Origin of the sequence: Streptosporangium pseudovulgare, from assembly GCF_014648055.1 — a bacterium.
Taxonomy (GTDB): domain Bacteria; phylum Actinomycetota; class Actinomycetes; order Streptosporangiales; family Streptosporangiaceae; genus Streptosporangium; species Streptosporangium pseudovulgare.
Window position 1 is genome coordinate 763,413 of the sequence record NZ_BMQJ01000002.1, and the last position, 13,450, is coordinate 776,862.

A 13,450-nucleotide genomic window follows, 5' to 3' on the forward strand; every position below is an offset into this window, starting at 1 on the left:
GGGCGCGGCGCCCTACGGATCCGGGACGATCATGCGGGGTCGGGACTTCCGTGCGGATCCGGGACGGTCGCGTGGGGTCGGGACTTCCGTGCGGATCCGGGACGATCGTGCGGGGTCGGGACTTCGGTACGGGTCCGGGACGGTCGTGCGGGTCGGGGACGGTCGCGGGATCGGGGCTTCGGTGCAGGTCGCGCCCGTCACGGCGCCTCGATCCCGTTCATGGCGTCCAGGCTTACGACAGATCCCTATATGTCTGGAAAAAAGACACCATAAGATTTCTCACCATGCGCGTGTATCTCGGCCTGGCGGCCAGACACCCGGGGGCGGTGATCCCGGAGGAGACGCTGCACACCGTGCGGAACGCGATCGACGCCGCGTTCCCCGTCCCCCCCGAGGTCATCAGGTCCCGGGAGTGGCACCGTCCCGGCGTCTCGATGTTCGCCTGGACCAACGAGCCCGACGACTCCCGCAAGCCGCCCCTGCTGGTGACCGGGCCGGACCGGGTGACCGGGGTGAACGGCTACCTCGCCGCACCCGGCGAGGTGGACCGGCTGGCGGGCGCGGCGGATCTGGACACTCAGGCGGTGAGCGGGTGCTTCGCGGTGTTCCGGGCGACCACGGCGGAGCTGTCGGCCGCCACGGCGATCCACCGCGCCAGCCCCGTCTACTACGCGGAGACCCCCGACCTGCACATCGTCGGCAGCCGGGCGCTGCTGGTCCACCTCGCCGCCACGGGCGAGCGGATCGAGTGGGACGTCCTCGCGCTGCAGTCGATGGTGCGCCAGGGCTACTTCCTGTCCGACGAGACCCCCTACCGGGGGGTGAGCGCGCTGCCCCCGGCCTCGGTCGTCACCGTCGCGGGCGGGCGCCGTACGATCACCGAGAACCCGCTGCCCACCGCCGGGCCCGCGCCCACCTCGCGCAGGCAGAAGAAGGCGCTGGTGGAGGAGCTGGCCGACGCCCTGCTCGCGACCGTGGAGCCGCTGCGCGCGGCCGGAGAGCCGGTGAACCTGGCTCTGACCGGTGGCCGCGACAGCCGCCTGGTCGCGGCGGTGCTGCACGCGGCCGGCATCCCGCTGCGCGCCACCACCAACGGCCTGGACACCCACCCCGACGTGGTCATCGCCGGGCGGATCGCCCACGCGCTCGGCATCGAGCACACGGTGATCCCCCCGGTCCGCGCGGAGAAGAAGGACGCCATCGTCGTCGAGCACCCGCTGGCGCGGACGTACGAGACACTGCGGGCGTGCGAGGGCATGACGTCGGCCTACGAGTCGATCGTCGGCTACCTGCCCTACAACGCCAAACCCACCATGTCGGGGCAGAGCGGGGAGATCCTGCGGGCGGGCGGGTTCCTGCTGCTGCAGTCCGACCTGAGCGCCGAGGCGCTCCGCCGCCGGATCGACACGACGTTCCTGCGGGAGAAGGCGCTGTTCCGCGGGGAGGCCAACGAGCACGCCCGCGAGCTGGCCCGCCCCTGGCAGGAGCGGCCGGCCCTGGAGGCGCTCGACCACATGTACATCGCCTACAAGGTCGGCCGCTGGCAGGCCGGGGCCCGCGCCGGGGCCCACCGCCGGGGCGACCCCGTCTGGCCGTTCCTCGACAACCGGGTGGTGCGGGCGGCGCTGGGCCTGGACCAGCTCTGGCGGCTGTCGGAGGAGGTCATCTACGAGCTCATCGGCCGGCTCGCGCCACCGCTCAGGCACGTCCCGATCGAGGGCAAGCCGTGGCGGTTCACCGCCGGGAGGCGCTACTACCCCTGGCAGCGCAGGCCGCAGACGCTGTCGGCGCCGAAGACCGGCGGCGGCGGGTGGAACTGGCGGACGAGCCCCGGGGAGGAGCTGACCGGCCTGCTGCGCGACCACGTGCTCGGCCACCTCGACCTGCTGGCGCCGATCGTGAGCCCCGACGCGGTCCGCGCGCTGTTCGACGGGCCGGCGCTGAAGAAGCCCACCCAGGTCTGGCACCTCTACACCGTGGCCACGATGCTGTCCGGCGCCTACCCCGGCAAGGCCCCCGAGGGTCTGGAGCCGGTCACCATCCCGATTCCGTCCTGAGTCCCCGCCGGGGCGCGTCCGGCCGGCCGCGACGCCCCCGGCCCGCCACCTTGAGCCGGACGCCTTGAACCGGACGCCTTGAACCGGCCGGCGCTCGGGGATCCGGCGGCCCGCCCCCCGGCACGCCCTCCACCGGGGCCGCCGGGATCTCGTCATGCTCGGTACGGCGGCACGAAGCCGGCCCGGCGCGCCACCCGCGAGTCCACCGGAGCGGTTACCTAAAATCACCTCTGGACAGCGAAGAGTTTTCCCACTTTATTGGTAGGGTATCTATCTCGGCTCAGGAGTCCGCGATGGCACTCATCCAGCCCGATCCCACCTTCTATCCGTCCGCCCGCGAGGCCATGCTCGCGCCCCGGGAGGAACTCGCCTACGTCGCCCTGCTCGACGCCGCGGGCGGCGGGCGTCCCGACGCGATCGCCACCGTCGATCTGTCCGACGGGTCGATCGCCGCCACACTCGACATGCCGGTCCCCGGCGACGAACTCCACCACTTCGGCTGGAACGTGTGCAGCGCGGCCCTGTGCCCGTACGCGCCGCACCCGCACGTCGAGCGGCGCTACCTCGTCGTGCCGGGGCTGCGTTCCAGCAGGATCCACATCCTCGACGTCAAGGACGACCCGAAGCGCCCCCGGATCGTCAAGACGATCAAGCCGGAGACGCTCTTCGCCAGAACGGGCTACAGCCGCCCGCACACCGTCCACTGCGGCACCGACGCGATCTACGTCAGCGCCCTCGGCGACGTGAACGGCGACGCCCCCGGAGGGGTCTTCACCCTCGACCACGACACCTTCGAGCCCAAGGGCCGCTGGGAGGTCGACCGCGGGCCGCAGGAGCTGCACTACGACTTCTGGTGGCACCTGGGCCATGACACGATGATCACCAGCGAGTGGGCGACGCCCAACCAGATCGAGCCGGGACCGTCGCTGGAGATGCTGGCCGGCCGTCGGTACGGTCACCGGCTGCACGTCTGGGACCTGGTCAAGCGCCGGCACCTGCAGGAGATCGACCTGGGCGACGAGCACCAGATGGCCCTGGAGCTGCGTCCCTCCCACGACCCGACGAAGACCCACGGCTTCGTCAACACGGTGATCAACGTCGAGGACCTGTCGGCGGCCGTCTTCACCTGGTACCTGGAGGACGACGTCTGGAAGGCCCGCAAGACCATCACGATCCCGGCCGAACCGGCGCCCGCCGAGGCGCTCCCGGAGCCGCTCCGGCAGTTCGGCGCGGTCCCGCCGCTGGCCACCGACATCTCGCTGTCCCTCGACGACCGGTTCCTGCTGATCTCCTGCTGGGGCACGGGCGAACTGCGGGCCTACGACGTCTCCGACCCGTTCGCGCCACGACAGACCGGCTCGGTGCGGCTCGGCGGCATCGCCCGGCGCGCCGCCCACCCCGCCGCCCCCGGCCGATCGCTGAACGGCGGCCCGCAGATGGTCGAGACCAGCAGGGACGGCCGGCGGGTGTACTTCACCAACTCCCTCTACCGCTCCTGGGACGACGTCTTCTACCCCGACGGCGTCTCCAGCTGGATGGTCAGGGTGGACGTCGGCGAGGACGGCTCGCTCTCCCTCGACGAGTCCTTCTTCGTCGACTTCGCCGCCGACGGCCGGCGCGCCCACCAGATCCGGCTGCAGGGCGGCGACTCCTCCTCCGACTCCTACTGCTTCCCCTGAAAGGAGCCGCGGTCACCGAAGGAGACGGAGCGGACACGGCCGACGCCGCGGTCATCGAGCCGGACCCGCGGACCACGGTCATCGAAGGGGGTGGGACGGGCCCATGGACCTGACGTCCCTGTTCATCCTGGCCGGGCTCGGCGCCTTCCACGGCCTGAACCCGGCGATGGGCTGGCTGTTCGCGGTCGCCCTCGGCCTGCAGGAACGCTCGCGGGCGGCGGTGCTGCGGGCGCTGCCGCCCATCGTGCTCGGCCACGCCGGCTCGGTGCTGGCCACGCTGGCGCTGGTGTCGGCGGCCCGGCTGGCGGCCCCGCCCCGGATCGTCACGTACGGCGTCGCGGCGCTGGTGGCCGGGTTCGGCGTCTGGCGGCTGCTGCGGCGCCACCGCCACCGGCGGACGGGCATGCGGGTCAACGCCTGGCAGCTCGCCGGGTGGTCGTTCCTGATGTCCACCGCCCACGGCGCGGGCCTGATGGTCGTCCCCGTCACGCTGCACGAGGGCGACGGGGCCGCCGCGCTGGCCTCGCAGAGCCTGGTCGCCACGGCGACCCACGCGCTGGCCATGCTGGCCACGACCGCCGTCGTGGCACTGGTCGTCTACGACCGGCTGGGGGTGGCGGTGCTGCGCAGGGCGTGGTTCAACCTCGACCTCGCCTGGGCCGTCGCCCTCATCGGCGCCGGCGCCTTCGTGGCGCTGTCCTGAGCGGACGCCCTCGCCGCCGGAGCCCGCCGAAGCCCGCCGCGGCCCGCCGCGGACCGGCCCGTGACCGGCACCGGCCGGGCCGTACCCGTGCGCGGCCGGTGCCCCCAGGCCCGCCTGGGCGCGGAGAGCGCCGGCTCCGGCCAGTGGAGGCAGGGCGGCCGTCAGCTCCGGCCGTCGGCCCGGCCGTCCGGGTGCTCGCGGTCGCCGGGATGCTCCACGGTCCGGTCGTCCTCCTCGGGCGCGGCGACGGGGACGCGGACGGTGATGCCGCCGGGCACGACCTTGGCCTTCAGCTCGGTGACGGTGCCCTTGGCGCCCCCGTCCAGCTCGTACGGCATCGGCGCGGCGAGCTTGACCTTGATCTTGCGCGCCCGGGTCATCCGGACGAAGGGGGACTCGTCGGACCGCCCGGCGCTCATCCGGCCGAGTACCCGCGCCCACTGGATGGGGCCGCTGGCCGTGGTGATGCCGATCTCCAGCCATCCGTCGTCGGGCTGCGCGTCGTCGAACGCCTCGATGCCCCCGGTGATGGTGCCGACGTTGCCCAGCAGCAGGCAGCTCGCCTCCCCCTCGAACCAGGTGGTCTTGTCGAGCTTGACCTCCATGTGCACGAGCTCGCCGCGGACGTGCCGCAGGCCGGTCCAGAAGTAGGCCGCCCGGCCCAGCCGGTCCTTCAGCCCCCGGTCGGCGTCTTTGATCATCTCGGCGTCGAAACCGAGGCCGGCCATGACGGCGAAGTGCTCCCCGTTGACCTTGCCCAGGTCCAGCTTGCGGCTCTCCCCGTGGAAGGCGATCCGCACCGCCTCGGGGAGGTCCTCGGGGATGCCGAGGTTGCGCGCGAAGAGGTTGGCCGTACCCGCCGGGATGATCGCCATGGTGACGCCGGAACCGGCGAGCACGTCCACGCAGCGCTGCACCATGCCGTCACCGCCCCACACGACCACCAGGTCCGCGCCCTCCTTGAGCACCTTGCGCACCTGCTTGGGCGCCTTCTTGCTCTTGGGCACCTCGTGCCAGAGCAGGTCCTCGACGCCCTCCTCCGCGAGAAGCCTGCGCAGCTCGTCCAGCCCGCCGCCGATCGTCTTCCGCTGGTGGGCGATCACCGCGACCGTGCCGACCTTCCGCTCCTGCCGCAGCATGGGAACCTCCGTAACACCACGTCGATCCCGCCGATCGACCCAGCGGACGGCTTCCCTCCCCGGCAACCGGCAAACGCCGCCGGCCTCCCCTCCCCCGTCCGGCGGCCGCCTGCGGCACGAGCGGTCTAGGGGGCGCCGAGCAGCCGTTCCTCGGCGGCGATCCTGGCGTCGTAGGCGGAGCGCGCCACGGCGATGTGGTTCTGGTGCTCCTCGGTCCAGACGACCAGCGACTTGATCACCTCGTGCAGCGTCGCGCCGAGCGGGGTGAGCGCGTAGTCGACGCGCGGCGGCACCACGGGATGGACGGTGCGCTCCACGAGGCCGTCGCGCTCCAGATGGCGCAGCGTCACCGTCAGCATGCGCTGGCTCACACCGTCGATCTCGCGGCGGAGCTCGGTGAAGCGCATGGTCCTGCGTTCCAGGAGAGCGATGACGAGCAGCGACCACTTGTCGGCGATCCTGTCGAGGATCTGCCGGACCTCGCAGTCAGCCCGCGTGTCCCACTGCCACACGTCGTCGTCCATGGTTCCGCAGCAGTAACCCGGTGCCTTTGAAGTGCCGTCTTCCATGCTTCCCCATGGTCACGCATGATGCTTTCGGTTACAAGAAGGAACCGACTCACTTTTCCTCACCCAGGGATTCGCCATGTCTGCAATCGTCCAATCACCTCCGCTCGGGCGGATGACGCCGCGCGCGTGGGGCATGCTCCTCGTCCTGTGCGGCGCGATCTTCCTTGAGGGCGTCAACGTCGCCATGCTCAACGTCGCCCTGCCCGCGATCAGGGCCGACCTCGGCCTGTCCACCGGCGAGCTGCAGTGGGTGATGAGCGCCTACGTGCTCGGCTACGGAGGGTTCATGCTGCTGGGCGGCAGGGCCGCGGACCTGTTCGGGCGACGCTCCATGTTCCTGTCCTGGCTCGCGGTCTTCATGGTGGTGTCCGCGCTCGGCGGCCTGGCGAGCGAGGGATGGACGCTCATCGCGGCGCGGTTCCTCGCGGGGGTCGCGGCGGCGGTCATGACGCCCGCCGGCCTGTCGATCATCACGACCGGCTTCGAGGAGGGCAGGCAACGCAACCAGGCGCTTCTGGTCTACTCGGGCACCGCGGCCGGCGGGTTCTCGCTGGGGCTGGTGCTCGGCGGCCTGCTCGCCGAGGCCGACTGGCGGTGGGTGCTGTTCACGCCCGCCCTCCTCTCGCTGGTCATCCTGGTGGCGGCGGTGCCGCTGATTCCGAGGCCCGAGCGGCGGCGGCCCGCGGGGCGGCGGGTGGACCTGGCGGGCGCGGTCACGGTCACCGGTGCCATCATGCTGCTGGTCGGCGGCATCGAGCGCGCCACCCACGTGGGTCCCGGCGTGACGGCGGCGACGATCGCCGCGGCGCTGGCGCTGTTCGCCGCCTTCGTGGTGATCGAGCGCAGGTCACCCCATCCCCTGGTACGGCTCGGCATCCTCCGCTCGGGGCCGCTGCTGCGCGCCAACGTGATGGGGCTGCTCTTCTCGGCCGGGTTCTTCGGCTTCCAGTTCGTCGCGGTGCTCTACCTGCAGGAACTACGCGGCTGGACCTCGCTGGAGACGAGCCTGGCCATGCTCGCGATCGGCGCCGACGCGATCCTCGCGCCGACTTTGACCCCCAGGCTGGTCAATCGCTTCGGCAACGCCAGGGTCATCCTGTACGGCCTGCTCCTGGCCACCCTGTCGTACGCGCTGTTCCTGCCCGTCGGCATGGACTGGACCTACGCCGCCATGTTCCCCACGATGATCATCCTCGGGGTGGCGTTCGCCCTCGCCTACGGCCCGCTGACGATCGTCGCCACCGACGGCGTCGACGAGAGCGAGCAGGGGCTCGCGGGCGGGCTCCTCTACACCTCCTTCCAGTTCGGCGCCGCGCTCGGCCTGGCCGCCACCACCGCCGTCATCTCCACCTCGCAGAACCTCGCCGGCGGCTACCGGCCGGCCCTCGTCGTGCCGCTCGTCGCGGCGGTCCTGGCCGCGGCGGTCAGCGCCTTCGGGCTCAGGAAGGGACGCACCCGATGACCACCGTCTTCGCCGACATCGAGCAGGAGTTCAACGCCTTCGTCGGCTCGATCGTCTACTCCACCATGGTCACCGTCGACGCCGCCGGCCGGCCGCGCACCCGCGTGCTCATCCCCGTCTGGGAGAACGCCGACGGTGAGCCCCTGGGCTGGCTGGCCACCTACAGGACGCCCGTCAAGGCAGCCCATCTGGCGGGGAACCCGAATACGAGCTTCTCCTACTGGTCGCCCGGCAACGACTCCGTCGCCGTCGACGCGGTCGCCGGCTGGGTCGACGACCTGGAGGCCAGGCGGCACGTGTGGGACCTGTACCGCAGGACCAGCCCGAGGGGGGCCGGGTACGACCCCGGGAACTTCTGGCGCTCGCCGTCCGACCCGAAGCTGCACGTCCTGCGGCTGGAGCCGTACCGGATCCAGGTCATCCGCGGGATGGACCTGCGCGGCAGGATCTGGCGGAAGCCCCCCGTGCTCACTTGAGGGGACGCCGGACCCCGGGGGCCATGGGGCCGACGGCCACGCCGGCCCGGAGAACGACGAGGTCCCGCCCGATCAGGCGGATCGGGTCGAGGCGGCGCAAGAACCCAGGAATCCGCCTCCGCAGGCCCAGGGGGCACACCACTCGCGTGCGGCGAGTCCCAGCAGGGACCGGATGATTCCCAAGCGGCCCAAGTGAATCACAAGCGGTCCAAGCGAATCACAAGCGGTGATCACGACCATGGTCTCTTCGCATGTGAAGAAAGGGATCCCCATGAAAAGGACAGCGTTGCTGCTTGGCACCCTGGTGCTCGGTGGGCTGCTGGCCGCACCTACCGCGCTCGCCGCTCCTGTCGTCCGGGCCGCGCCCGCCAAGGCCGTGCCCGCCGTCGCGCCCGCCAAGGCCGTGCCCGCCGTCAAGGCGGCCGTGGCCCGGGTCGGGGCGAGTCCCGCCAAGCGGTCGGGCGGCTGTCCCACCACGGTCGGCTTCTCGGCCGTGGTGACGGCCAAGGGCCGGGGCACCGTCCGCTACCGGTGGGTGCGCAGCGACGGCGGCGCGGGCGCCGTCAAGAGCCTGCGCGTCAACGGCGCACGCAAAGCGGTCGTGCGGGATCGCCAGACCTACGACCGCACCACCTCCGGCTGGCAGGCCGTCGAGATCCTCGGTAAGAAGAGCCTGTCCGCCAAGGCCCGATTCCGCGTCACCTGCGCGGGTCCCGCCAAGGTGTGGGATGTCGCCAATCCGCTGCCCGCCCGGCCCGGCGAGCCGCTGACCGTCGCGGCCGCCCTCGACGCCCGCCCGCCGGTCCACAGCGGCGCCTGCCCCGCGACCGTGACCTTCACGGCCACCATCCAGGTGTCGCGCACCCCGGCCAGGGTCGGCTACCAGTGGATCGACAGCGTCACCGGCGAGTCCCTGCCGGAGTCGATGCACTTCGCCGCCGGCGGACCCCGCAGCCGGCAGGTCAGCCTGCCGCTCGGGGTGGGCAACTCCACCAGCGGCTGGAAGGCCGTCCACATTCTCAGCCCCAACGGCCACGACTCGGCGCGCGCCGCCTACGCGGTGACCTGCAGGACCACCCCGCAGTCACCTTCACCGTCGGCCACCCCCACGCCGACCCCCACGCCGACCCCCACCGGGCCGCCGGCGGGGAAGCCGGAGCCACGGATCGTCGGCGTCACCCCGGGCGACTACGAGGGCGACTGCACCGAGCCCCTCGCCTACCAGGCCGCTGGACGCGTCACCCTTCCGGCGGGACCCGCGAGGCAGGTCACCTACTGGTGGATTCTCGACGGCACCGCCTGGCAGCGCCAGGTCCTCGACTTCCCGGCCGGTGACCGGCCCCGGTCCCAGGACGTCTCCGCCACCTGGAGCCTCGGCCCCGGCGCCGGCGGCGACCATACGATCGGCCTCATGGTGGAGGGCGGCCCGGCCGGACCCGCCGAGCACCGGTTCACCGTCGCCTGCGCCGCGGAACCCGAGAGGGCCGACCTGACCGTCCGCTATCTGCTGACCCCCCTCTTCAGGGGCGACTGCGACGGTTCCTTCAGCGCCGGAACGAGCGCGCTGGTCACGACGGACCGGGAGACCGAGATCAGGTATCGCTTCGTCGTCGACGGCAAGCCCGGTCCGACCAGGAGCGAGCGCCTCAGGCCCGGCGTCATACAGTCGATCGGCGACTTCTGGTACAGCTCCGCCAGGACCAGCGGAACCGGCATCGTGCGCCTGGAGGTGCTGAACCACAACAAGCCGGTCAAGGAGGGGGCCTACAGTTGGACGTGCGTTCCGCCGGACCCCTCCCCGGGAGCCGTGCGCATCAATGAGCTCACGCCGGTCGCCTACTACGGTGACTGCGTCACCGCGCCGTACGTGACCGCCCACGGCGGGTTCGCGGCGGCTCCCGGAACGCAGATCACCTACCGCTGGGTGATCGACGGGGAGCCGCAGACGTCCAGAACGCTCACCGTGGAGGGCAGCGGAGTCGTGCAGGTGCAGTCGGCCTACTGGAGCCGCAACTCGAAGACCAGCGGAACCGTTGGCCTTGAGGTGCTGAACCACAACAGGCCGGTCGCCCAGGCCGCCTATCCGGTGACCTGCCAGAGCTGACCTGGCCGAGCCGTACCGGTCGTCGCGGGACCTTTGCGGGACCTTCGCGAACCGGTACGGCTCGCTCCGGCGGACGGCCGCGCTCCGGCCGCTTCCCGGCCCCGGTCCCAGCTCCGGCCCGGCCCCGGCTCCGGCCCCGGCGCCCGGTGAGGGGCCGGGTCCCCTCACCGGGCCACCACGGCCCTCCGGGTGCGAGCTAGCCTGGAATGGTGAGCATCACCGCCGGCCGTCACTCCTTGGGGCCCGAATCCGGCCGGCTCCTTGTGAACACGACCCGCACCGGACTGGGTGCGAAGGTCGGTCATGACCTCACCATCGAGGTCACCCGCTGGCGCGGCGACGCCACGGTCGACCCCGCCGACCCGGCCGGCTCCTCGGTGACCGTCGAGGCCGACGTCGAGTCGTTCGAGGTCCGGGAAGGGGTCGGTGGCGTCAAGCCGCTCAGTGACTCCGACCGCCGGGAGATCGAAAAGATCCTCCAGGAGAAGATCCTTCACGCCGAGCGCCACCCGACGATCACGTTCCGGTCGACGCGGATCAGCGGGACCGCGGAGTCGTTCCGCGTCCAGGGTGATCTCACCATCGTCGGCGTCACCCGGCCCGTCACGATTCAGGGCGTGCTGGCCGGGGGCCGCGTGCGCGGTTCGGCGGTCATCGCGCAGACCCGATGGGGGATCCGGCCCTACTCGGCGTTCTTCGGCACGCTCAAACTCAGCGACGAGGTCGAGGTGCGGTTCGACGTCGGCCTCACACCGGAGCGGTGATCCCGGCCGGGCGAGGCGCGTCCGAAGAGCGAGGGCTCCGCCCGGCGGCGGATCAGAGCTCGCCGCTCTCGATCGCCTGTTTGAGGGCGGCCTGTGTCTGCTCGTGGGAGGCGACGCCGTTCGTGACGACGAAATCGATCAGCGAGGTGTCCGCGTCGAAGGTGAGATGCTCGATGACCTCGGTCTTCCCGTGGTCCCGCTCCTTGAAGAGGATTTTCTGGTGCGTGACGACGCCGGGCAGCGACCAGGTGTCCGTCTCGTACCTGAGACCGGTGAGGTCAATGCGCTGTTGCGCGTGCGTCTTGCTGGTGACGATCGTGCCCTCGTACGGGATCTCCTCGATGGCCGTGAAATCGATGGTGCGCGTGCCGGCCTGAGACCGGTCGTCGTGGGTGACAACACGCTTCAGGAACGAATGCATGCCGATGTGATGGTTGATATCCGAATACGCGGCGAACACGCGCTCCACCGGGGCGTCGATCTCGATGGAGATGCGGGCCTTTTCCCAGCTCCGGCCCGACCCCGGACGGGGAGGCGCGGAGTCGTAGAACCTGTAGGTGTCCCACGCGGCCTGCCACTCGGCGGCGAGTTCGGCATCGCTCTCGGGAGCGTCGGCGCGGGCGGGACCGGAGAAGGTGGTGAGAACGAGGGCCGTGGCGAACAGCGGGGTGGCAAGAAGTCGAAGGAGCTTCTTCACATGTACCTCAAAAAGAGATGATAAGGACAAACGATCTTTTATCGCATGTCCTCGTGATTTAGAACCCTCGGCTCCGAAAACGTGACCCGGCGAGGCACCGGACCCCCGGCGGAGCCATCGCTGTTCCGCGAGCCACTCGAAGGCACTGGGCGTGATGCGCGCCCTCAGCGGCGGCCGCCGTCCTCGCCCTCGACCCCCTGTCCGGCGCCGAGGTTTCTGCCGATATGCTACAGGTGCAAGAAATCTTACATCTGTCGTTTTTGGTGAGGATGGCGGGCGTGGCCGGCCCCAGAGTCAGTACCACCGCATCGGGTGACCGGCGTGTACGCCGCACCCGCTCCGCCCTGGCCCATGCGCTGATCGAGCTGGCCGAGGAGCGGGACCTGTCCCGGATCAGCGTCTCGGACGTGGCCGAGGGCGCCGGGGTGAGCCGTTCGGCCTTCTACCACCACTACCGGGACGTGCACGAACTGGCCGAGGACGCCTGCACCGCGATGATCGACGACCTGATCGACTCCGTGCCGGGCCCCGCGCTCGACTCGGCGGAGCTGGTGCGGGAGGCGATCGGGTCGCTGACGGCGTTCTTCGACAGCCTGCTCGGCCACGCGGGGTTGTATCGCGCGCTGCTGGGCTCGCACGGCAGCGCGCGCGTCATCGGGCACCTGCGTCGCCGTGTCGCCGCGGTCATCCACGATCGCCTGGTGTGCGCGGACGCCGGCAGGTGGCCCGAGCGCGTCCCGCATGACGTGATGGCCGCTTTCACCGCGGGCGCGCTCGTCGGCGTGGCCGTCGAGTGGCTCGAAGACGCGTGCCCCCGGCCCTCGGCCGAGATGGCCGAGATGGCCTGGCCGCTGCTGAACGCGCACTACCGCGTCAACGAGAGCGGCCACCGAGCCCCGCCCTGATCCTCGAAACCGAAGGAGAGACCGTTCATGACCACTGCCGATGTGTCGGACAGGTCCCTGGCCCAGCTCATCTCCCTGAAGGGAAGGCGTGCCGTCGTCACCGGCGGCGGCCGCGGCCTGGGCAAGGCCATCGCCGCCCGCCTGGCCGAGGCCGGCGCCGACCTGCTGATCGGCGACCTCGACGAGGAGCCGGCCGTGTCCGCCGCGAAGGAGCTCGCCGAGCGCCACGGGGTGCGCGCGATCGGCGCCGCCATGGACGTCACCGACGCCGCGGCCGTGGCCGCCGCGGCCGACCGCGCGGTCGCCGAGCTCGGCGGCCTGGAGATCTGGGTGAACAACGCCGGCATCTTCCCGGCCGTCCCGCTTCTGGAGATGACCGAGGAGACGTGGGACCAGGTGTTCGCCGTGAACGCGCGCGGCGTGTTCGTCGGCGCGCGGGAGGCGGCCCGGCGCATGTCGGCCGCCGGCCCGGACGGCGGCAGGGGCGGCGTCATCGTGAACATCGTCTCGACCGCCGGGTTCCGGGGCAGCGCGCCGGGCCTGGCCGCCTACGTCGGCTCCAAGCACGCCGCTCGCGGCCTGACCCGCGAGCTGGCCCTCGAACTCGCGCCGATGGGCATCCGCGTACTGGGGGTCGCACCGAGCTTCGTCCCCACCGAGGGCAACCTGGCGATGGCCGCGGCCGCGGGCGTGAACCTCGCCGATCTTCCGCCGACCGACCTCATGCTGAACAGCCCGATCGGCCGGGTCGGCACCCCGGACGACATTGCGCGCGTCGCGCTGTTCTGCGCCTCGGACCTGTCGGCCTTCATGACCGGCAGCACCCTGCTCGCCGACGGCGGCGACACCGCCTAAGCGGACGCCGGCCCGAGCCGTACCGGTCTTCGCGGGACCT

The 13,450-nt window shown here is 71.6% G+C and carries 12 protein-coding genes; 9 read left to right on the plus strand and 3 right to left on the minus strand.

The window, feature by feature from the left end; translation table 11 throughout:
- The first annotated feature begins 284 nt into the window (after positions 1-284).
- The 3 genes from IEZ10_RS07080 (at position 285) to IEZ10_RS07090 (ending at position 4,439) form a co-directional block, all read left to right on the plus strand.
- A complete protein-coding gene (locus tag IEZ10_RS07080) occupies positions 285-2,057 on the plus strand; it encodes an asparagine synthase-related protein (protein WP_189245616.1) in 1,773 nt (590 codons plus the stop codon).
- A 293-nt stretch (positions 2,058-2,350) separates the two neighbouring features.
- Positions 2,351-3,736, plus strand: a complete 1,386-nt coding sequence (locus IEZ10_RS07085) for a selenium-binding protein SBP56-related protein (RefSeq protein WP_189245617.1) — start codon at positions 2,351-2,353, stop codon at positions 3,734-3,736.
- A 103-nt stretch (positions 3,737-3,839) separates the two neighbouring features.
- Positions 3,840-4,439 carry a hypothetical protein gene (locus IEZ10_RS07090; protein WP_189245618.1) on the plus strand — a complete coding sequence of 200 codons (600 nt, stop codon included), beginning with the start codon at positions 3,840-3,842 and terminating at the stop codon, positions 4,437-4,439.
- Positions 4,440-4,600: 161 nt separating this feature from the next.
- Here IEZ10_RS07090 and IEZ10_RS07095 read toward each other — a convergent pair whose 3' ends face one another.
- Both IEZ10_RS07095 and IEZ10_RS07100 read right to left on the minus strand, forming a co-directional pair.
- Positions 4,601-5,578, minus strand: coding sequence for a diacylglycerol/lipid kinase family protein (locus tag IEZ10_RS07095; RefSeq protein WP_189245619.1), 978 nt, complete (start codon positions 5,576-5,578; stop codon positions 4,601-4,603).
- Positions 5,579-5,703: 125 nt separating this feature from the next.
- Positions 5,704-6,102, minus strand: a complete 399-nt coding sequence (locus IEZ10_RS07100; protein WP_229811022.1) for a winged helix-turn-helix transcriptional regulator — start codon at positions 6,100-6,102, stop codon at positions 5,704-5,706.
- A 121-nt stretch (positions 6,103-6,223) separates the two neighbouring features.
- On the opposite strand from IEZ10_RS07100, the gene IEZ10_RS07105 reads away from it, so the two are divergent.
- The 4 genes from IEZ10_RS07105 (at position 6,224) to IEZ10_RS07120 (ending at position 10,953) form a co-directional block, all read left to right on the plus strand.
- Complete coding sequence (locus IEZ10_RS07105) at positions 6,224-7,609, plus strand: MFS transporter (RefSeq protein ID WP_229811023.1); 1,386 nt, start codon at positions 6,224-6,226, stop codon at positions 7,607-7,609.
- Entirely contained in the window at positions 7,606-8,085 is a 480-nt protein-coding gene (locus tag IEZ10_RS07110) for a pyridoxamine 5'-phosphate oxidase family protein (protein WP_189245621.1), read from the plus strand. Before IEZ10_RS07105 ends, IEZ10_RS07110 begins: the two co-directional genes overlap by 4 nt.
- Positions 8,086-8,371: 286 nt before the next feature.
- On the plus strand, positions 8,372-10,189 hold the full coding sequence (locus IEZ10_RS07115; protein WP_189245622.1) for a hypothetical protein: 1,818 nt from the start codon (positions 8,372-8,374) through the stop codon (positions 10,187-10,189).
- A gap of 206 nt (positions 10,190-10,395) precedes the next feature.
- The gene (locus IEZ10_RS07120; protein WP_189245623.1) at positions 10,396-10,953 is read left to right on the plus strand and encodes a YceI family protein; all 558 of its coding nucleotides are present in this window, start codon (positions 10,396-10,398) and stop codon (positions 10,951-10,953) included.
- A gap of 52 nt (positions 10,954-11,005) precedes the next feature.
- On the opposite strand, the gene IEZ10_RS07125 is transcribed toward IEZ10_RS07120, so the two are convergent.
- Positions 11,006-11,650, minus strand: coding sequence for an SRPBCC family protein (locus tag IEZ10_RS07125; RefSeq protein ID WP_189245624.1), 645 nt, complete (start codon positions 11,648-11,650; stop codon positions 11,006-11,008).
- Between the two features lie 278 nt (positions 11,651-11,928).
- Here IEZ10_RS07125 and IEZ10_RS07130 point away from each other — a divergent pair, with 278 nt between their 5' ends.
- Positions 11,929-12,555: a TetR/AcrR family transcriptional regulator gene (locus IEZ10_RS07130; RefSeq protein WP_229811024.1), complete on the plus strand. Its 627-nt coding sequence runs from the start codon at positions 11,929-11,931 to the stop codon at positions 12,553-12,555.
- A gap of 27 nt (positions 12,556-12,582) precedes the next feature.
- Entirely contained in the window at positions 12,583-13,410 is an 828-nt protein-coding gene (locus tag IEZ10_RS07135; RefSeq protein ID WP_189245626.1) for an SDR family NAD(P)-dependent oxidoreductase, read from the plus strand.
- Positions 13,411-13,450: the final 40 nt, after the last annotated feature.